At 46.6% G+C, this 22,732-nt stretch carries 10 protein-coding genes; 6 read left to right on the top strand and 4 right to left on the bottom strand.

Features of this window, described 5'->3' with window-relative positions; genetic code table 11:
- Window positions 1-3: 3 nt before the first annotated feature.
- Complete coding sequence (locus tag F7D47_RS00330) at window positions 4-1,989, bottom strand: glycoside hydrolase family 97 protein (RefSeq protein WP_153086411.1); 1,986 nt, start codon at window positions 1,987-1,989, stop codon at window positions 4-6.
- A gap of 329 nt (window positions 1,990-2,318) precedes the next feature.
- Between F7D47_RS00330 and F7D47_RS00325 the strand changes: the two genes are divergently transcribed.
- The 3 genes from F7D47_RS00325 to F7D47_RS00315 all read left to right on the top strand — a co-directional run bounded on the left by F7D47_RS00325 (window position 2,319) and on the right by F7D47_RS00315 (window position 10,749).
- Window positions 2,319-5,168: a beta-L-arabinofuranosidase domain-containing protein gene (locus F7D47_RS00325; protein ID WP_437181635.1), complete on the top strand. Its 2,850-nt coding sequence runs from the start codon at window positions 2,319-2,321 to the stop codon at window positions 5,166-5,168.
- Window positions 5,169-5,399: 231 nt separating this feature from the next.
- A complete protein-coding gene (locus F7D47_RS00320) occupies window positions 5,400-8,684 on the top strand; it encodes a SusC/RagA family TonB-linked outer membrane protein (protein WP_153086409.1) in 3,285 nt (1,094 codons plus the stop codon).
- A 13-nt stretch (window positions 8,685-8,697) separates the two neighbouring features.
- A complete protein-coding gene (locus tag F7D47_RS00315) occupies window positions 8,698-10,749 on the top strand; it encodes a RagB/SusD family nutrient uptake outer membrane protein (RefSeq protein ID WP_153086408.1) in 2,052 nt (683 codons plus the stop codon).
- A 107-nt stretch (window positions 10,750-10,856) separates the two neighbouring features.
- Here F7D47_RS00315 and F7D47_RS00310 read toward each other — a convergent pair whose 3' ends face one another.
- On the bottom strand, window positions 10,857-11,063 hold the full coding sequence (locus tag F7D47_RS00310) for a hypothetical protein (RefSeq protein ID WP_119228959.1): 207 nt from the start codon (window positions 11,061-11,063) through the stop codon (window positions 10,857-10,859).
- Window positions 11,064-11,726: 663 nt separating this feature from the next.
- Between F7D47_RS00310 and F7D47_RS00305 the strand changes: the two genes are divergently transcribed.
- The 3 genes from F7D47_RS00305 to F7D47_RS00295 all read left to right on the top strand — a co-directional run bounded on the left by F7D47_RS00305 (window position 11,727) and on the right by F7D47_RS00295 (window position 19,596).
- Window positions 11,727-13,079, top strand: a complete 1,353-nt coding sequence (locus F7D47_RS00305; RefSeq protein WP_153086407.1) for a DUF6055 domain-containing protein — start codon at window positions 11,727-11,729, stop codon at window positions 13,077-13,079.
- A 74-nt stretch (window positions 13,080-13,153) separates the two neighbouring features.
- On the top strand, window positions 13,154-15,301 hold the full coding sequence (locus tag F7D47_RS00300; protein WP_153086406.1) for a DPP IV N-terminal domain-containing protein: 2,148 nt from the start codon (window positions 13,154-13,156) through the stop codon (window positions 15,299-15,301).
- 206 nt (window positions 15,302-15,507) lie between these two features.
- Window positions 15,508-19,596: a hybrid sensor histidine kinase/response regulator transcription factor gene (locus F7D47_RS00295; protein WP_228113436.1), complete on the top strand. Its 4,089-nt coding sequence runs from the start codon at window positions 15,508-15,510 to the stop codon at window positions 19,594-19,596.
- 88 nt (window positions 19,597-19,684) lie between these two features.
- Here F7D47_RS00295 and F7D47_RS00290 read toward each other — a convergent pair whose 3' ends face one another.
- Window positions 19,685-21,664, bottom strand: a complete 1,980-nt coding sequence (locus F7D47_RS00290; protein ID WP_006847168.1) for an OPT family oligopeptide transporter — start codon at window positions 21,662-21,664, stop codon at window positions 19,685-19,687.
- Window positions 21,664-22,536, bottom strand: coding sequence for an aldose 1-epimerase family protein (locus tag F7D47_RS00285; RefSeq protein ID WP_153086405.1), 873 nt, complete (start codon window positions 22,534-22,536; stop codon window positions 21,664-21,666). Before F7D47_RS00285 ends, F7D47_RS00290 begins: the two co-directional genes overlap by 1 nt.
- Between the last annotated feature and the right edge of the window lie 196 nt (window positions 22,537-22,732).

Below are 22,732 nucleotides of genomic sequence, written 5' to 3'. Positions count from 1 at the left end.
TATTTATTTCTTAATGAGTTTAATGACGAATCCTCCGCCAGAAGCAAGATGAATCTTCATTTCCGATTTCTGATTGATAACGGATTTCTCAATCTTGTAATCCTCGGCATCATGGTTGGCATTGATGCCGTCCTTCAGCACGATTGCTTCGTAATCTCCATTTGGGAGAAAATCAAACTTCAGGGTGAGCGTGCGCTCATCCCAGTTGCTCTGACCGCCAACATACCAGTCGTTGCCCTTCTTTCTGGCGGTAACGATATACTTTCCGATTTCGCCCTGTGGCACGATGGTCTTGTCGAAGACTACAGGCAATGAAGCAATGTATCGGGTGTATGGCTCATCAGCCTCATAGTTGGTAGGGGTGTCGGCGAGCATCGTAAACGGACTGTCCTGTACGATATAGCAGGCAGCCTGGTGGCATCGGGTTCCCATCGAAATCGGTTTGGTGTAGATAGCCTTCCAGTTGTCTCGGGTTCCGTTTCTCATCGCTCCCGGTGTGAAATCCACCTGTCCTGCCATCATTCTGATGTATGGGAAGGTGACATCATAGAGTGGCATATCATTCTTGGCTTCCGTCCAGCGGCACTCTTCCATACCGAAAACACTCTCGTAGTTGAGGATGTTAGGATAGGTGCGGTTCAGACCTACCGGTTTGTAGATGCCGTGCAGGTCGAGGATGAGATGATGCTTGGCGGTGCAGGCAGCCAGACGTTCCACCATTTCGATGGCGGTCTGGTCGTCGCGGTCCATGAAATCCACCTTGAATCCCTTGATGCCCATATCAGCATAGGTCTTGCAGATGGTTTCAAGATTCTCGTCCATCACGTTGAACACAGCCCAAAGTACGATATCCACGCCCTTGCTCTTACCATATTCTATGAGTTTAGGCAACTGGATATCGTCTATTGGTTTCAGAATACTTCCCTCTTTCGAGTTGTACCATCCTTCATCAAGGATGATGTATTCCAAGCCGTGATTATGAGCAAAATCTATGTAATATTTGTAAGTATCGAAGTTGATGCCTGCCTTGAAATCCACACCTTTCAGATTCCAGTCGTTCCACCAGTCCCAAGCCACCTTTCCCGGTTTGATCCAGGAAGTATCGCCTATTTTGTTGGGTGCAGCCAGGGCATACACCAGGTTGTTGGTCGGCATCTGTGTGTCGTGCTCTGTGATGGCGAAGATGCGCCAAGGATAATTGCGTTTGCCGGTGCTGGTTGCGATGTAATCGCAGGTGCTCTTTACGTGGCTCATGTGTCGCCAAGGGTAGTAAGCCATCTCCTTAGGGTAGGGAGCAAAGGCGGCTCTCAGGATTCCCTTCTCTTTATCTTGTTCGCTGCTGTTAGCCTTCAGCCACATGCCCGGATACTTCTCCAGGTCGCTCTCCAGAATGGTAACCTTCGCCTTCCCGCAATCTATGGTTGCCGGCAGGAAAGCCAAATCCTGCTTAGCGGTATCGAGCCGTGTTTCGTGATAGACATTCTGGAATGCCATGGCAAAAGGCTTTTCAGGTGTCGTGGTATAAGGCAACCATGCCTTCTTGTCCTTGCCAAACTGGTAGGCGGCGGTTTCATTCAGAATGATGGTCTTGCCCTTTCGCTGGGTATAGAATCGGTAAGCCACTCCCTCATCGTAAGCTCTCAGGATGATGCCGAAACCATTCTTCAGTTTCAGATTCAGTTCCTGATAAGCTGTTTCAAAGTTTTGCTGACGATAGAATGGGGCATGGATGGTTTCCTTATGGTTGCTAAGCTTGTGGCTTGCTACCTTCGGATTCTTACCCATGTCCATTCCATCGTTCAGCGTTACACCTATTGAAGACTCCTGTAAAAGAATGGAGCCATTGTATTTAAATTGAAGAGAGAGAGACTTGTTGGTGTTGAGTTCTGCTACGATTTTACCATCTGGTGATTTCACCAGATAGTTCTCTGCCGATACTGTTGCCCCTATATATAATAAGGTGGCGATGAAAAAGAGTTTCTTAACCATAACTTTCTAGGTTTATTGTTGTTTTGTCCGTTTTGTTGTTTGCTTGGTGGCAATGCCTGTATTACCGGATTACCACAAGTTTTTATTTCTGCTGCAAATTTACGAATAGAATTGTTTATGTAATGCAAAGAAAGTCCAAAATGATGAAAATATCGTATCAAAAGCCCCCTGTTAGACGATAGTTGCATCTTTATGTACGATAATTTTAGGACTTCGTTGATTTTTTCTGTTATTTTGCAGCCAGAAAAATAAACGAAACAATAATAAACCTAGCAGATATGAATTCAAAGCAGTTCACATTATTAATAGAAGTAGCTTGTTTGCCGGGAATGACTATAGCAGCCACGGTTTATCGCACCATCTCTAAGGTGGATGCCATATCAGTGGATTGTCCGGTGGGCACAACTCCCCGACTTCCTAATCTCGTATGGGTAACCTATTCTGATGGTTATTCAGAGTATCGACAGGTGCGCTGGGCTAACGCTCCGCTTGCTGATGAGCAGGCTGAGGCTGATGCGCAGAAACATCCTGCCGGGAGCCAATATGAGATAGGTGGTTTTGTGATTGGTGATGAGACTACCGACAATGGTTATCCTGTCAAGGCACAAATCAAGGTGGTGGCTGAAGGCTATCAGACTCCAGAAAAGGAAGTGGCTCATACCTTCTCACTCGCTGATGTGAGCATAGATGGTGACAACCGACTCACCCACAATCGTGATGAGGCACTCCGTGAGATCTGTTCCTGGGATGTTACCCAACAACTCTACAACTATCGTGATACCTACGGACTCAGTACCGAAGGGTATACCAAGAGTGATGGCTGGGATTCGCCGGATACCAAGCTCAAGGGTCATGGATCTGGTCACTATATGTCGGCTATTGCACAGGCATACGCCGTGGCAACTAATCCTGAACAGAAGGCAATCCTCCGCAAGAACATCACCCGAATGGTGAATGAGTTGCGAGAGTGTCAGGAGAAGACCTTCGTATATAATAAGGAACTGAAGCGCAACTGGGAGGCTCGTGATTTCGCACCTGAGGCAGAACTCAGAAAGATGAAGGGCACCTGGGCTGCTTTTGATGAGTATAAGAAGCACCCTGAACTTTATGGCTACGGCTATATCAACGCCATTCCAGCTCAGCATTGTGCTCTGATTGAAATGTATCGTGCTTACAACAACTCCGATTGGGTTTGGGCTCCTTATTACAGCGTACACAAGCAACTTGCCGGTCTGATAGACATCGCAACCTATTTTGATGATAAGGAAATCTGCGACAAGGCTCTCCTCATCGCCAAGGATATGGGACTTTGGGTATGGAACCGTATGCACTACCGCACTTACGTAAAGCAGGACGGCACCCAGGATGAGCGTAGAGCCAAGCCGGGCAACCGCTACGAGATGTGGGACATGTACATCGCCGGTGAGGTGGGAGGTATGAGCGAATCGCTCTCCCGTCTTTCTGAGATGGTTTCCAATCCGGATGAAAAGGCAAAGCTCCTCGAGGCTGCCAACTGTTTCGATGCGCCTAAGTTCTATGATCCGCTGAGCAAGAACATCGATGACATCCGCACCCGCCATGCCAACCAGCATATTCCGATGATTATCGGAGCGCTGCGCAGCTATAAGAGCAATCAGAAGCCATACTATTACAATCTGGCAGAGAACTTCTGGAGACTGGTGCAGGGCAGATACATGTATGCGATGGGTGGTGTAGGAAATGGAGAGATGTTCCGCCAGCCATATACCCAGATTCTGAGTATGGCAACCAACGGACTGCAGGAAGGCGAATCGGAGGCTTATCCGGATATCAACGAAACCTGTTGTGCGTATAATCTTATCAAATTGAGCAAGGATTTGAACTGTTATAACCCTGATAATGCACAGTATCTCGACTATATCGAGCGCACGCTGTACAATCAGATTATCGGTTCCCTCAATCCAGACCAGTATCAGACCTGCTATCAGTATGCGGTAGGATTGAATGCCACCAAGCCATTCGGCAACGAGACTCCTCAGAGTACCTGCTGCGGCGGTACAGGTTCTGAAAACCATACCAAGTACCAGCAGTCGGCATATTTCGCCAACGACAACACCCTCTGGGTAGGTCTCTATATGCCAACCACCCTCCACTGGAAGGAGAAGGGCGTGACTATCAAGCAGGATTGCCTGTGGCCGGCACAGCATTCAGCCATCAAGATTACGGAAGGCGAGGGCGATTTCACCCTGAAACTTCGTGTACCATACTGGGCAACTCAAGGTTTCTCTATCAAGGTGAACGGCAAGGAAGTGGCAAAGAGCTATCAGCCTAGCACCTATGTAGAACTGGAGCAGAAGCACTGGAAGGTGGGAGATGTCGTAGAAATCGACATGCCATTCAGCAAGCATATCGAATATGGTGCCGACAAGCTTTCGAGCGATGTGGCAAGTATGGACGGTACTCCGCTGAAGACATCCTGGGTAGGAACCCTGATGTACGGACCATTGGTGATGGCGGGCACAGGCGCACAGACCTGGAATCAGGCTACGCTGAACATCGACTCCCGATTGAGTAATATCACCGTGGGCGAATCGAACGGCGTGACCACAGGTGCAGGAGCCAATCTCCTTACCCTGAAGCTGGATGGCAAGGAATTCCAGCCAGACTATTATCGCAACGCTAATAGTACCCACTACTACCGCATCAACCTGACCGATGCCAAGAGCAAGAAGAGCAAAAAGGTGAAGATAGATTTCACCGAACTGAATTCTCTCCTGAATCTTGCCGCAGAGCGCAAGGCTGACCAGGAGAAGTGGAATGCCCTTTCGCAGAAGGTTCCGGAGTATGCTCCATGGGCACCGTTCGGCTATGAACGCATGCAGAAGGTGATGGCTCAGGCACAGGAGCTGGTGGCAAAGGGCAAGAAGAAGGTAACCCAGGATGAACTGGAAGGTACTACTGCCATCCTGAACCGTGCCATCAACACGATGCGCCCTGGCAATCTTGCCGAGATGGAAGATCTCAGAGAACTTTCCGGTCTGCTTCGCCGTGCCGGTTGGCCGGATGACAACACCAGCGAGGAACTCAAGGATGCCATCAGTTATGGCAGAATGGTTCAGAAATACGTAACCGACGGAAGTGGAACCCACGACATGATTCATGCCGCTGTGGGAAAACTGAAGAAGGCGATGAAACAATAAAAAAGATATAGAAACAACAAAACAATAAAACATTAAAGACAACAAAGACATCATTTAGAATAAACAACATTTAAGTGTAACAAAATCGGCTTAAAAGACGAAATATCGTCTAAATCGTCAGGTTTGGACAAAATTTTCACTTTTTTAGACGATAATGTAGCATAATATACAAAATATTTTGTTACTTTGCAATCGAAATTTAAACAATAATAAACCTAGCATGAATAGAATATGAGACAGACACAAAAAATCTCAGGCTTTGTACATAGTCAAGCTTATGTAAAAGCCATCGCGTGTTTGGTCCTTGTCTGCGGAGGTACATTACCTACTTTAGCAGCAAGTGAGACCTTATCAAACCCAAAGGTAGAGGAAACTCAACAGAGTGAAATTACCGTAAAGGGTACAGTTGTTGATGATGCCGGTGAGCCAGTCATCGGAGCTACCATTATGGAAAAAGGAACCCGTAATGGTACGGTTACTGATATTGATGGTAACTATGTTATTAAGGTAAAGCGTAATGCTCAGTTGACTATTTCATACTTGGGATATGCTACTCAGGTAGTTCCTGCCGGAACTTCAAAAGTGGTTTTGAAAGCTAACGATACCAAACTGAATGAAGTGGTGGTCGTAGGTTTCGGTACCCAGAAAAAGGTAAACCTTACTGGTGCGGTGACTGCTGTTTCGGGTGAGGAATTGGATAGCCGTCCTGTAAGTAATGCAACTCAGGCTCTGCAGGGTATGGTGGCTGGTTTGCAGATTACCCAGGCTGCAGGTAGTTTGGATGATACTCCAAGTTTGAATGTACGTGGAACAACTACAATCGGACAGGGTTCCAGCGGAAGTCCGTTGGTCTTGATCGATGGTATGGAGGGTGATATCAATACCATCAATCCTCAGGATATTGCCAGCGTATCAGTATTGAAGGATGCAGCTGCATCATCTATTTATGGTTCCCGTGCACCTTTCGGTGTCATATTGATTACTACAAAGACGGGTGGCAAGCGTGACAAGGTAAGTGTGAACTACAATAATAATTTCCGCTTCAGTACCCCAATTCGTATGAAGCATAGTATGAATTCTGTCGATTTTGCTTGTATGCAGAATGATGCGAATACGAACATTGGTGGTGGTCAGCTTTTTACACCAGACCATGTTCAACGTATGAAGGATTGGATAGAGGGCGAATATGTTAATACTGGTACCCGTAAGGATAAAAATGGCAATTTGATTTATTCTTTGGATGCGGATGCTAATGGCTATTGGTTGAGTGGATTTACCGATGGTTATGCTTCTACCGATTTCTATGATGCAATATACAAAAAACATACATTCTCTCAGGAGCACAATGTAAGTGCAACTGGTGGTGATGACAAACTCAACTACTATGCTTCTTTTGGATATTTAGGTCAGGATGGCTTGATCAAGGTTGCTGATGAAGGTAGTAGCCGATATACTGCTACTGCCAAGATCTCTTCACGGTGGACGAATTGGATGAAGTTTAACTACTCTCTCCGTTTTGTTCGCAAGGATTATCATCGTCCTCAGTCTTTGGGTCAGGGTGTTTATGAATATCTTGGTGGACAGTGGCCATGTGTTCCTTTGTATGATAGAAATGGTAATCTCTATAATGAGATGGTAAATACCATGACTAATGGTGGTACATATCGTTATCAGAATGATGAGTATAATCATCAGGTAGGTTTGGACATTGAACCAATCAAGAATTGGGTTACCCATGCTATCTTCAACTATCGTACATCCCATAATGAGAGTCATACAGATATGCAGCATACTTATCTGTATAATCTGAATGGTGAGGCTTACGACCAGAATAATTTTACCTATGTAGGTGAAGATTACTATAAGGAAAATTATACAAATTTCCAACTCTATTCTGAGTATTCGTTCAATTTGCAGAAGAAGCATAACTTCCATATTATGGCTGGTTTCCAGTCTGAGGATGAGCGTATGAAGTACAAATATGCAGATAGAGCTGGTCTCATCGTTGGTAATAAGCCTCAAATTGATGGTACAACTGGTATTGATGCTTATGGTAATCCTGTGGATCCATCTGTGTCTGGCAACATGAGCCGTTGGACAACTTGTGGTTTCTTTGGTCGTTTGAATTATGATTATCAGGGCAAGTATCTCTTTGAGGTTAATGGTCGATATGATGGTTCTTCAAGATTCCGCCCGGGAAATCAGTGGAAGTTCTTCCCATCAGTATCTGCAGGTTGGAATATTGCACAAGAGAACTTCATGCAGCCAATCAATGATTGGATTGGTCAGTTGAAGCTTCGTGTATCTTATGGTAACTTGGGTAACCAGAATGTTGGTACTTACCAGACTTATCAGACGATTGGTGTATATGCCAACAATGGTACATGGCTGCAGGATGGTTTGAAACCAATGACAGCTTGGGCACCAGGACTGGTTTCTCAGAATTTGACATGGGAAACCATCCAGAGTTTCAATGTCGGTCTTGACTTTGCGTTCTTGAAGGATCGATTGCATGGATCATTTGACTGGTATGTACGTAAGACAAAAAATATGATAGGTAATGCCCCTGAGCTTCCGAGCATTTTGGGTACGGATGTACCTGTTACTAACAATACCGACTTGCGCACTAATGGTTGGGAGTTGACCATCGGTTGGAACGATCGCTTGTCTAATGGTTTGCAGTATGGAATCAGCCTCAATCTCTCTGATGCCTATGCTACTATCACAAGATATCCTAATAACCCTTCTCATTCATTGGGTAACTATATTGAGGGACAGCGTATTGGTGATATCTACGGCTTTGAGACCATCGGTATAGCTAAGAGTCAAGAAGAGATGGATGCTCATATCGCAAAGGTTGACCAGAGTACAATTGACAATAACAAGTGGGGTGCTGGTGATATCATGTATCGTGACCTCAATAAAGATGGTAAGATTTCCTGGGGTGCCAATACGTTGGAAGATCATGGAGACCTTAAGAAGATTGGTAATTCCACACCACGCTATCTCTTTGGTATTGACTTGAATGCTGCTTGGAAAGGCTTCGATGTACGTTGTTTCTTCCAGGGTGTCATGAAGCGTGAATATTGGGCTAGTACACGTTACTTCTTTGGTACTTTCGAATATGGTCGTTGGTATCAGGTCTGCCTGGATGGTTTGCAAGACTATTATCGTGACGAGAACTCTTGGTCTGTTGTCAATGGTTTCCAGGAAACAAATAAGGATGCTTACTTGCCACGTGCAGCCTATAGCGCCAAGAATGAGCAGGTTCAGACAAAGTATCTGCAGGATGCTTCTTACATTCGCTTGAAGAACCTTCAGATTGGTTATACCCTTCCACAAGAACTGACACGTAAGATTTCTATTGAGAAACTTCGTGTTTACTTCTCGGGTGAGAACCTCTGGACAGGAACATCTCTCCGCAAGCAGTATGACCCAGAGACCATCGGTACATGGTATGGCAATGGATATCCATTGAGCACAACCTTCTCTTTTGGTTTAAGTTTAACATTATAAATATTAGAATGATATGAAATTCAATATATCTTTAAAGGTTCTTCCTTTGTTGGCATGCGGTATGTTGATGGCTTCTTGTAATGATTTCCTGAAGCAAGAGCCTCTTACAGAGATTACTCCTACCGACTATTACAAGGATGCTACTCAGCTTCAAGCCGTAGCTAATGCTTTCTATCAGACTGTATTGCCATATCATAGTGGTGCAGGCTATGGTACATTTGCATACGATAATGGTACGGATAATCAGACCGGTTCTGATGGTGATTCTAAGTATAAGAAAGGTAGTTGGAAGACTAGTAACGACAACTCTTCATGGAGCTGGAACAATATTCGTGATATCAACTATCAGTTGAATATTGCACAGTCTAACTATGAGAATGGATTGATTGCGGGTGATGAAAATAAGATTCGTCAATATATTGGCGAGTTACACTTCTTCCGTGCCTATGCTTATTTCAGCTTGTACAAGAGCTTCGGTGACTTACCTATTGTGACAGAGGCCATGCCTGACAATGAGGCTATCCTTGTAGCTGCTAATAAGCGTAGTCCTCGCAACGAAGTAGCTCGTTTCATTCTTGCCGACCTGGATTCTGCTGTAACCTATATGGAGCCTGATGGTTGGGAAGCAACCACACGTATCTCTCCTGCAGTTGCTCATCTGTTTGCATCACGTGTAGCCTTGTTTGAAGGTTCTTGGTTGACCAACTTCGCTGGTACTCCGTTCGTTCCTAATGGTGAGGGATGGCCAGGAAAGGCAAAAGACTATAATGCAAATTATCAGTATCCTACAGGTAGCGTTGAGGCTGAAGCTAAGTACTTCTTCCAGAAGGCGGTTGATGAGGCTGCCATTGTAGGTGATGCTTATGTAGGCAAATTGGATAAGAATACAGGTATCGTACCTCAGTCTTTATCTGATACCAATCCTTATTTCTATAAGTTTGGTAATACCGATATGTCTGCCTATCCTGAGGTTCTTCTCTGGAAGGCCTATAATAAGGGTAAAGGTGTGACTGATAACATTGAGGTAGCTGTAAACCGTGGTAATACCTATACTGGTTTTACCCGTGGTATGATTGATGCCTTTCTGATGAAGGATGGTAAGCCTACTTATGCACACCATGATGGATATGTATATGAAGATACAACGACTCATGCAGTAGTTCGCAATCGTGACCCACGTTTGTTTATCTTCTTGAAGCGTCCTGGTCAGAAGAACGTTCTTCAGGGTGAGGATAATAATATTGCTGCTGAGCAGGTTCGTCCTATCGAGCCAGTTCCACAAGTGTTTACTCGCTCATTTGACGTAACTTATACTACTGGTTATGCTATTCGAAAGGGTGGTACGTTTAATCAGAACTTGGCCGAAAACCAGGCTGGTTATACTGCATCTATCACCTTCCGTGCCACAGAGGCTTTGCTCAACTATATTGAAGCTCAATATATGCTCGACCACAATTTAAATGCGAAGAGCATTTCATATTGGAAGGCTATCCGTGAGGCTGCTGGCTTTACTGGTGAGGCTGCTGACCCTCAGACAACTATTGCTGCCACAGATATGGCACAGGAGTTAAAGGGTTATACCGATGGTTCTGGTACACAATATGATTGGGGTGCATTTTCTGCAGGCAAGGCATTGACAGATCCTACTTTGTATAGCATTCGTCGTGAGCGTCGTACAGAGTTGATGGCTGAAGGTCTTCGTTGGATGGATTTGATTCGCTGGCGTTCACTCGATCAGTTGATGAAGCAGCCTTATCAGCTTGAGGGCTTCCATCTTTGGAATACTCCAATGGAGAAATGGTATACAGAAAAGCAGTTGGTTGACGATGGTTCTGTTACTGCTACAGTATCTTCTCGTAAGTTAACTGAGTATTTCCGTCCATACCAGATTGTTTCTACCAATATGCTTTACAATGGTATGACCTGGTCTATGGCTCAGTACCTGCAGCCAATGCCTTTGCGTCAGTTTATGCTTACAGCTCCTGACCATAAGACCTATGCAGACTCTCCATTGTACCAGAATCCATACTGGCCTATGGAACCAGATGAGGCTGCAGAGCAGTAAATCTTGAATTTCAATTTCCCTTGAGATCTTTAGAGATAAGACAAGGGAATATATATAAAAGCCCCCGATAGTAACAATGCTATCGGGGGCTTTGTTTTCTTTTAAACTTAAATAAGTTTTTCAATCTCTTTAATAGAAAGACCTGTACCTTTGGCAACTTGTTCTTGTGTGAGCCCCATGCCGAGAAGACGCTTTGCGGTGGCCAACTTTTCTTTGGCAACACCTTCTTCTCTGCCTTCTTCCTTTGCAGTATCAATCGAATTTTTTATGTCTCGATAGGCAGGATTGTCATATCGTTCTTCTGATAATCTCATAATCTGTTCTTTTTATAGAATTCTTTTGGCAAAAATACGACTTTTTATAATATCTTCCAAGTATTTTTGCGTAAATCTATTATTTTAATGGTATTTTGGACGATTTTTTTCACTTAGTCTCATGAAAAAAATAGTTATTTTGCAAGCGGAACTTAACATAAACTTATTTAAACATAAACGAAATGAAATGTACTAAATCCATTTGGCTGGTAGTTTGGATACTGCCATTGTTTTATACGTACATATCCGAAGCGTAAGGTGTGTTATCTTAATACCCTATAACTCATAACTTAAACAGTCATATATCCACGTTTATTTGGTTTGAATATCTTGATTTGTGCGGTTGCTGGCATATGCCGGCAATCTTGCTGCCATTTGCCAGCAACATTGCTGGCAATTGCCGACAACCTTGCTGGCATATGGCAGCAATCACATAGATCTAATTCTTTAAGGTGATAGATAGGGCTTCTCTCATCATATCAGCTATGTGTTTTAGCCTTTTAAGAATACTAAAGAAAGCATTCTTTCATCAAAAAGAACAAAGAATACGATATTTGTATCTTTTTAGACGATATTGCGAGCGTTTTTGCTAGATTATCAGTACTTTTGTGGCGAAATATCAATAACGCAAAAATAATAAATAACGCAAAAATCATAACCGAAATGAAACGAATCTTCTTATCGCTGATACTCACAGCGGCAACCTTGCCTTGGGCTACTGCAGCCCTCGCGCAGCAGGATCCATCTGAGGCTCCTGCCACCAGACCCGTAAATCCTGTTTCTGCACCACAGAAACTCATCTTCGTACCGGACTCTCTGAAACCCTATGATTTCAACAAGGATGATGAGAGATGGTGCTGGCGACATAGTGCACAGACCCAGAATATCGTGTATTTCTGGGAAAAGCCATTCGGAGACAATCCGCAGAATCCTCCTTCGCTCGAAGGTAAGCCGATGAAATTCGACCTGGGTAATCTGCAGACTCAGGTTGAACGGTTCTATCGTTTCTTCCGTGATACCCTGAAGTTCTCTCTGCCGGGCAGTATCTGCGATAAATATAAGATGATGGTGATGGTGAACTATTCGCTGGAAGGAACTGCTTACGGCGGAACTTACGATGACTTTATCGGAGCTCTCTGGGTAACACCTAACCGTATTCAAGATCAAAAACTCAACTGTCTGGCTCACGAGTTGGGACACAGTTTCCAACTTCAGATTATGGCAGACAAAACGGGCGAAGCCTGGGGAGGAAGCGGCTTCTTCGAGATGACATCCCAATGGATGCTCTGGAGAGTGAATCCCGACTGGATAACAGATGAGAAGTATCATTTTGATGCCTTCAGACAGCTTACCCATAAGGGTTATCTGCATCTGGACAACATCTATCATTCGCCATACGTGATAGAATGGTGGGCCGAGAAGCATGGATTGGAAAGCATCGCCCAGCTCTATCGGGAGGGAAAGGTAGGAGAGGATCCGGTTGTAACCTACAAGCGGAAGTATAAGATGAGTCAGAAGCAGTTTAATGATGAGATGTTCGACTGCTATCGCCATCTCGTGAACTTCGATTTCGATTATGCCCGCAAGGAGACCCGTCCTTATGCCTGTACCTTCGATACCAAGATGCTGAAGCAGAAGTATGGTTATCTTCGTCCGGATACAGCTTTGGTTCCAGAGAACTATGGCTTCAATGCCATCAAACTGGAAATCCCGAAGGCAGGCAAGAAGGTTACTGTAGATTTCAGAGCACTCGATGCTGAGGGTAAGGTGTTCAAGGCATCCAAGGACAAGATGGCACGCACCATCGGTTACCGTTATGGTTTGGTGGGAGTAACCGCCGATACTGATGAATGCATCTATGGTCAGATGGGTGATGCGATGAATGGAAAGGTTTCGTTTCAGGCTCCAAAGTCCCAGCTTCTCAAGGCGCTCTATCTCGTGGTGATGGGAGCTCCTGCGAATCATTCGCTCGATCCATCTTCCTGCCGTTTCCCTTATGAGGTAAGAGTGAGGTAAGAGTGAAGTAAGATTCGGATAAGAATCAAGTACGAATCGAATAAAAATCATCTACATAAAAAATATCATAGCTTATGAAGAATAAGACTTTATTATCGGCATCTCTTGCCCTGGTGATGGCGATGCCGGCAGCTACAGCTTCAGCACAGGGCACATTAGAAGATTACAACAGAGCCTATGCGCTGCGTCATCAGTTTTCAGCCGATTCCGTGTTCCATTGGGCACGCTCATCGGCTTGGTGCGACTCAACCCACGTATTGCATTATCAGATTTCTACTCCTCAGGGCAAGAAGTTTGTATCCTATGATGCCGACAAGGATGAGATGAAGACTTATGATTCGCAGGAAGCGTTGGAGAAAGCGCTGGGCATCAAGCCTCGCCGCCCTTATAAGCCTCAGTTTGGCAGACGCCATGAGCGCCATTGGATGGAGGTAGACGAGGAGAAGGAGGCTTATCCGGTACTTTCGCCCGACGGCAAGATGGAAGCCTACATCGAAGGTTACAACGTGGTGGTTCATGAGGCAGGAAAACCTTATACTGAAGCCAAGCGAATCCTCACTCAGGATGGTACTATCGGCTGCTATTACAGCAACCGCATCCAATGGAGCCCAGACGGCAAGCACATCTTCGTATGCAAGCGGGTGCCGGTAGAGAAACGCTATGCCTACTACGTAGAATCTTCGCCTGCCGACCAGCTGCAGCCTATCCTCCACAAGCAGGAGTATGCTAAGCCGGGCGATGCCCTGCCACAGCACTATCCGGTCATCATCGATGTGGCTACCGGAAAGAAGGTGGAGGCTGACAAGCATCAGATAGAAAACCAGTATGAACTGGAATGGATGCAATGGACACCAGACAGCAAGGAGGTGACGATGGAGTACAACCAGCGTGGGCATCATCTCTATCAGATGCTGGCGATGAATGCCGAAACCGGCAAGCTTCGTACCGTGGTAGAGGAGCGTGCCAATACCTTCGTGAACTATGGTCGTCTGTGGCGCCAGTTTATCAAGGAGGGCAAGCAGCTGCTCTGGCTGAGCGAGCGCGACAACTGGAATCATCTCTATCTCTACGATGTGCAGAAGTCGAAGGTTATCCTACAGATTACAAAGGGCGACTGGTTTGTTCGCGGCATCCAGCGTGTGGATGAAGAGAAGGGAGAAATCTATTTCTCGGCTAGTGGCGTGAACAAGAATGAGGACCCATATCTGGTACATTATTATAAAATAGGTATCGACGGCAAGAATATGGTGGCGCTCACTCCTGAAGAGGGAAATCATAGTGCCCAATATACCTATGATTACCGTTATCTCCTGGATACCTATTCTAAGGTGGATGCCGCTCCTGTTACCGTGCTCAGAGATGCGCAGACCGGTAAGCTCGTCAAGACTCTGGAGACGGCTGATATCGCTACGCTGAAGAAGCACGGATGGGTAGCTCCTGAGGTGTTTGTGGCTAAGGGACGTGATGGCAAGACCGATATGTGGGGCATCATCCAGCGCCCTACCAATTTCGATCCGAACAAGAAATATCCGGTTATCGAGTATATCTATTCGGGTCCGGGCGATGCCTATACTCCGAAGAGTTTCATGCCATACAACTGGTACACCACTTCGCTTGCCGAACTCGGTTTCATCGTAGTCCAGCTCGATGCGATGGGAACTTCCTATCGCGGCAAGAAGTTTGAGGAGGTTTGCTACAAGAATCTGAAGGATGCCGGATTCCCAGACCGTGAACTCTGGATCAAGGCTGCAGCCAAGAAGTATCCTTATATGGATGCTGATAATGTGGCAATCTATGGCTGTTCGGCAGGCGGACAGGAGAGTACCACAGCCGTATTGCTGCATGGCGATTTCTACAAGGCAGCCTATAGTGCCTGCGGCTGTCACGACAACCGGATGGATAAAATCTGGTGGAACGAGCAATGGATGAGCTGGCCTATCGATTCCTGCTACGTAGAGTGCAGCAACGTGGAGAACGCCCATAAGCTGGAGCGCCCGTTGATGCTGGTGGTAGGTGAGATAGATGACAACGTAGATCCATCGAGCACCTATCAGGTGGTGAATGCCCTGGAAAAGGCGAACAAGGATTTCGAACTCGTGGTGATTCCTGGAGCCCATCATACCATGGGCGAACTCTATGGTGAGCACAAGCGTTACGATTTCTTCGTGAAGAATCTGCTGGGTGTGAAACCGCCTAAATGGAGCGATGTAAAGAGCAAGTAATTCAGGTTTCAATCTGTTGATAGTGAAACTTCTCACTTGAATCATTATTTAAGTTTTGCCCTGAAGCAAACGGATAGTCTTACTTTTAAAAAGTAGCTATTTGCTTGTTTCGGGGCTTTTTTTGTTCTTTTTGTTGTATTTCTCGTTATATTTTTGTAATTTTGCGGCATTAAATTATCTAACAACAGAAAATAAAGACTCATATAATGAGAAAGATATCTACTCTAATGGTTTCTGTGCTCTGCATGATGATGCCTGTAGGGGCTGAGGCGCAGGTACCGACAGCCTTCGTCTCGAAAGGGGCTACGGATATTCAGGCGCAGCCACATTCGGTAACGCAAACCAACTCGGGTGCACAATTGGCTGCTATCGACCCTATGGTGCGCTCTATCACGATGGATAATGGTTTGCCGAGTAATGCTGTGCGTAGCGTGGTTCAAGGTTCCAAGGGATACATGTGGTTTGGTACAGACAACGGATTGTGCCGTTTTGACGGATACGATGTCAGAACCTATTATAATCCCTTTACGACTGTAGACCAGTTTGTGAGCGCCCTTACTGCTTGCGAAGAAGGACTGCTGGTAGGTTGCAATAATGGAGCCTATCTGTTCTCTAATGCAACCGACCAATTCCAGAAACTGAGTGATAAGATTACGGCGCCTGTCCTAAATTTCTCGCTTGACGGCGATCAGAATGTTTGGATTTCTACTAGCGGACAGGGCGTGTTCAGATACAATCGGACTACTCACGAACTGCATCAGTATCCGATGAAGAATATTCAGGGTAAAGTGAAAAGTACGCTGGTTGATGCCAACAACCAGGTATGGATGCTCTGTAACCAGGGTGAAGCCAGCATCTATCATCTCAACAAGTCGACCGACCAGTTTGAAGCATTCCCTCTGAAGGGCGATGCAACCATGTTTCACGGCATGGCGATGCTGGCTACTTCCGATGGCAATGTTTATGTCGGAACCTGGGAAAACGGACTTTACAAGCTCAACGCCGATGGTAGTGCCGAACAACTCATCAGCGGAACCTTGAGTAATGCTGTTCATCATATCCATCAGCTTTACTGCAACGACAACAAGTCTCTTCTCATAGCCAGCGATGATGGATTAGTGCAGTATGACATTCAGAACCGTATCTGGCACATGTTGTCGGAAGTCAACAATCCGAGCCGGAGTACGAGCGAGCGCTTTGTTTATGGTATTGCGGATGATAATGAAGGTGGCATTTGGGTATCTACTTACTATGGTGGTGTGAATTATCTTCCTTCTACGAGTTTTGAAGAGCGTTTCCATGCTTATTCAGCCCGTCTGGGCGGATTGCGCGGTAATGTGGTAGGAAGATTCTTCGAAGACCATCAGCATCGCATCTGGATAGCTACGGATGATGCGGGACTCGACTGCTTTAATCCCCAGACCAACAGTTTTGTTTCTTATCCGGGCAAGGAGGCTATGGGCAAGTATAATGTTCATGCGCTCTTTGCTGATGAAAATAATCTGTGGGTAGGAACCTATGGCAATGGTGTCATCAGAATGAATATGGCTACCGGAGCGCAGCAGGTTTTCCTGACCGATGGAATGGCTTCGGGCGGTAATGCCTATTGTATTTATCGCGACCGGAAAAAACGGCTCTGGGCGGCTACGATGGATGGTGCCAACCTCTTCGATGAAGGACAGCAGAAGTTCAGCAAAATCAAGTCGTTCAAGTCGCTTACCATCGATATCAAGGAAGATCATCAGGGTAACGTATGGTTTGCTACCCAGGGAGGCGGCTTGTGGCGCTTGGACAAGAATAATGCCTGGAAACAGTATAAATATGTAGAGAATGATTCTACTTCGCTGGTGAGTGATCAGGTAAACTGTCTGGCTATCGGCGAAAAGGGGCAGCTCTATGTCGCAACCAGCGAAGGACTTTGCGAATTTCTGCCTTCAAAAGGTATATTCCGCCGAATCTCCATCGATGCGCCTAGTCAGGATTTCACGAGTCTTGTCATTTCGCAGGGAGTAATGTGGATTTCTACAAGCAAGGGAATTGTGAAATATACGCCGGGTGAACCTGTCCAGCTGTTCAATAAATATGACGGACTCACTTGCGACCAGTTTATGCCAAACGCCGGACTCCTGGCTTCTGATGGCAGAATCTATTTCGGTTCTACAAGAGGTTTCAATTGCTTCTATCCATATCTCGTCAAGATCAACCAGGTAGCTCCTCCTGTAGCAATCACCTCGGTAGAACTCTTCGGTCAGCCGATAGAGGCGGGGAGCGACCAGCTGGAGAAATCTCTGAGTCATGCAGCAGAACTCAATCTGTCTCATAACGAGAATACCATCAATATCTCGTTTGCCGCCCTGAGCTATGTATCGCCTGAGAAGAACCAGTATGCTTACAAACTTGAGGGAGTAGACAAGGATTGGATTTATACCCACGAGCATCGTGCCAACTATACCAATCTTCCTGCCGGAACCTATACCTTCCTGGTTAAGGCAACCAATAATGATGGTGTATGGTCGAAGAATGAGGCAAAACTGAAGATTGTGGTTCATCCGCCGTTCTGGTGGTCTCTGCCAGCCAAAATTCTGTATCTTCTGCTCATCGGTTACGCAATCTACTGGTTCATGCAGAGCCGGTTGAAACGTGAGAAACTCCGTCATCAGGAAGAACTCGACCAGTTGGAACTCAAGCAGGATCAGGAGATGAGAGATGCCCGCCTGCAGTTCTTCACGATGATAGCCCATGAAATCCGTACGCCGGTAACGCTTATCATCGGACCTTTGGAGAGTCTGAAAGAGCATTGGAAACAGGTTTCCGGAAAACTTTCCGATGGTGAGACTATCACGCAGACGCTTTCTGTTATCGACCGTAACGCCCAGCGTTTGCTCTTGCTCGTCAATCAGCTGCTCGATTTCAACAAAGTGCAGCAGAAGGGCATGCAGGTTCATTTCCGTTTGAACAATATTTCTAAGCTGATGCATGCTGTGGCAGAGCGCTTTGCTCCTACCTTCGAGCAGAAAAGCATCCGTCTTGATGTAGATTATCCAGCCCATGAGCTCGTGGCGATGATTGACCAGGAGGCCATTACCAAGGTTATCAGCAATCTGATGAGCAACGCCTTGAAATATACCGAGGATTATGTACGCTTGTCCTGCCGCCTGCTGGAGAATGGAACCCATTTCCGCATAGAGGTGGAAGACAACGGCTTGGGAATCAGTCCTGACGAAAAGGAGAAAATCTTCGGAGCTTTCTATCAGGCACGCGACAATAAACCGGGAACCGGAATCGGTCTCAACATCGTGAAGAATCTCGTTGAGGCTCATCATGGTATGGTTGAAGTAGAATCTGCAGTAGGTAAGGGATCTACCTTTATCGTAACCTTGCCGCTCAACCAGATGGATGCTGTGGTAGAGAAGGCGGATGAAATGGTGAAGGAAGAAGAAACTGTTGCTGAGGAAAATCTGCTGACAGATGAAACTCCAGTTGAGCAAGGTTCTCAAAAGGCAGGCGTTGCTGTTGCCAGTCCGCTTCGTGAACCGGCAAAACCGGTGATGCTGATTGTGGATGATGATGAAGACATGCGCCAGTTTGTGAAGGCTCATTTCGAAAAGATGTATACGGTTTATACCGCCGACAACGGAAAGGATGCGCTCCGTAAACTGGAGAAACATCCTGTTTCGCTCATCATAAGCGACTGGATGATGCCAGAGATGGATGGTCCGGAGTTCTGCCGTAGGGTGCGTGAAAATTCTGAATATTCTCATCTCCCGTTCGTGATGCTCACGGCAAAGACCGATGATGCGGCGAAGACGGAGAGTATGAACTGTGGAGCCGATGTCTACATAGAAAAACCGTTCTCGATGAAGTATCTTGAGGCAAGCGTAAGACAGCTTCTTGAGATGCGCCGTCTGTTGAGGAGTAAGTTCTCTCATACTCCGCTTGAGCCGATAGCAGAGATAGCTCAAACTCAGGTTGATAATGCGTTCCTGGAACGAATGTCTCGCATCATCGAAGAGAATGTGGCGAATCCGGAACTCAACGTGGCGTTCCTTGCCGAAAAGATGGGCATAAGCCGCTCTTCGCTCTTTAATAAGATTCGCGGTCTTGCCGATGTTACGCCAAACGAGATGATCCAGCTCGTGAAACTGAAGAAGGGCGCAAAGCTCTTGAAAGAAGGAAACTACCGCATCAGCGAAATCAGCTATATGGTAGGTTTCAGCAGTCCTAGCTATTTTGCCAAGTGCTTCCAGAAGCAGTTTGGCGTCAAGCCGATGGATTTCGTAGCTGCGGAATCGTAGGATAGAAAAACTATTCGGATAGAATAAAAAATCGCCTGGGTGCTCAGATGCATCCAGGCGATTGTCTTATTTGTAAAAAGCCTATTCTTTATTTCTTTGTGGCTCTGATAAAGAAACCGATGAGGCAGATGTAAGCCAGGAGCGAACAAACCTCAGACATCGGATTAACCCACCAGCTGTCGGCGATACTTACCTCGATGCCGCCAAACTTCAGAAGGGCGCTAACCACACCCATCAGGGCTCCACCGGCGATGAAGCCGCTGGCGATGAGCGTTCCCTTCTCACCACGTTCGCTGTTCACCTTGGCATCCTTGCTGCGCGAAGTAACATACCAGTTGATGGCTCCACCCACGAGCAGAGGAACGTTCAGTTCCAGCGGAATAAACATACCCAGAGCGAAAGCCAGGGCAGGAATCTTGAAATAAGTCAGCACGATAGCTATCACGGCTCCGATGCCATAGAGCACCCAAGGAGCTCCCACGCCATTCATCAAAGGGTCGATAACCGCAGCCATCGCATTAGCCTGAGGAGCTGCAAGCGAACCCGATGCGAAACCGTAAGTCTCGTTGAGCAGCATCATCACGCCGCCCACGGTAGCCGCACTCACCAGGGTACCGAGGAATTTCCATCCCTCCTGTTTCTTAGGAGTTGTTCCCAGCCAGTAACCAATCTTCAGGTCGGTAATAAACGAACCTGCTACCGAGAGGGCTGTACAAACCACACCACCCATAATCAGGGCAGCCAGCATGCCGCCAGGACCTTTCAGGCCTACAGCCACCATCACCACAGAGGCGAAGATAAGCGTCATCAGGGTCATTCCCGAAACAGGGTTTGAACCCACGATGGCGATGGCATTAGCCGCTACGGTAGTAAAGAGGAAGGCGATGGCAGCCACGAGCAGAATAGCGATAATGGCGAAGAGAAGGTTGCCCTCCATCACGCCAAACCAGAAGAAGAGGAAGGTTACGAGGATGGTAACAAGCGAACCGATAGCGATAATCTTGAAAGAGATGTCGCGCTGGGTACGCTTCACGTTCTCATCCACATCACTCTTGCCCTTCAGCTCCTTGGCAGCCAGACCTACGGCACTCTTGATGATGCCCCAGCTCTTGATGATGCCGATGATACCTGCCATGGCGATACCGCCGATACCGATGCTGCGGGCGTAGGCACGGAAGATTTCCTCCGGACTCATGGCCCCCACGGTCTTCACGATGCTAGGATCCCAGGCGCTCAGCACGCTATCATGGAAGATAACGCTCATGCCCGGAACAATCAGCCACCATACTACGAGCGAACCCAGACAGGTGAAGAAGGCATACTTCAGACCGATGATGTAACCCAGACCCAATACGGCAGCACCTGTGTTTACCTTGAATACGAGTTTAGCCTTGTCAGCCAGGTCGCATCCCAGACTTACCACACGCGATGTGAAATTCTCGTTCCACCATCCCAGGCTGGCTACGATAAAGTCGTAAAGACCACCCACCAGTCCGGCTATGAGCAGCGGCTTAGCCTGGTCGCCTCCCTTGGCTCCGCTCACCAGTACCTGCGTGGTAGCCGTAGCCTCAGGGAACGGATACTTGCCGTGCATATCGCTTACGAAGTACTTGCGGAAAGGAATAAGGAAAAGGATTCCCAACACTCCTCCCAAAGCCGAAGCCATGAAAATCTTCATAAACGAAGTAGTCATCTCCGGATATTTAGCCTGCAGGATGTAGATGGCTGGCAGGGTAAAGATGGCTCCTGCCACCACAGCACCCGAACAGGCTCCGATGCTCTGGATGATGACATTCTCGCCCAGCGCCTTGCTACGCTTGGTAGCGGTACTTACGCCCACGGCGATGATGGCGATAGGGATGGCTGCTTCGAACACCTGACCCACCTTCAAGCCCAGATAAGCTGCGGCGGCAGAGAAGATGACTGCCATCACGATACCCCATGTAACCGACCATCCGTTCACCTCAGGATAAACCTTGTCAGGCGACATCAGCGGCTTATATTCCTCCCCGTCTTTCAGTTCGCGGAATGCGTTCTCGGGGAGTTGCAAATTGTCTTTTTCTTCCATTATTTCTCAATTCGAATTATGTATTCACTCATGAAACTTGCACCTGGCTGTAGACGGTTCATCAGATACTTGTCCTTAAACTCGCCATCATATTCAGCCCAGTCGCTCAAACCATACCATGGCTCGATGCAGATGAATGGAGCGTGCTTGCCTGTTGGGTTCCAGATACCTACGGCTGGAGTCTTGAACTCGAGGGTTACATGAGGTTCGCCCTGCTCGTTGAGAATGCTCACCTGCTTAACCTGACTCTTGTCGAAGATAACAGCATCTTCTGCGAAAGTCTCCTCGTTTACTTCCCAGATACCCTTGTCGGTTTCTACGGTTTCCTTAGCCTGTCGGTCGATGCATCCGCCTACGTTACCATAGAGACGAACAGGAGCCTCGTTGTCGAGTTTCAGGGTAGCCTTCATTTCTTTGCCCTTCTTGCAGCCAGGAACCATGAATGCTGGGTGACCGCCAATCTGGAAGAAGATTTCCTTGTCGTCGGTATTCTCTACGTGCCAGATGACATGAATCTCGTTGCCCTGCAGACGGTAAGAGATGGCAAGGTTGAAGTGGTAAGGATAGTTCTTCTGAGTCTCTTCGTTGTCGATGAGCGCGAAGGTGAGGCGGTCGGCAGTCTTGCCAACGAGTTTGAACTCTGTATCGCGTGCGAAACCATGGCGAGGAAGGTGATACTCCTTGCCCTCTGTGCGATAAGTGTCTTTCCACAATCCGCATACGATAGGGAAGAGGATAGGAGAGTGGCGGTTCCAGTATTTCTCGTCGCCATCCCAGAGATATTCATTACCATTAGCATCCTTGATGCTCTGAAGTTCTGCTCCGAGAGATGAAATCTCAAGTGTGAGCTGATCATTCTTAATCTGTTCCATTGTTATTAATTCTTTTGTTTAGTTTTTAATGTTTCATCTGATTATCTTTTTTCAAAGATATTGCAAAGGTACAATTTATTTTCGTAAAGCACAAGAAAAGAGCGTTTTTTCTCAGATATTACAAGATATTTATACGATTTTGTTAGCTTATCTCGAATATTTGCTGTAACTTTGTAGCCCGAAATAGATAGATAAC

The sequence above is a fragment of the Segatella copri genome (assembly GCF_009494835.1).
Lineage (GTDB): Bacteria > Bacteroidota > Bacteroidia > Bacteroidales > Bacteroidaceae > Prevotella > Prevotella copri_F.
Note: the sequence above shows the minus strand (reverse complement) of the source record. Positions and strands in the feature narration are given on the sequence as shown.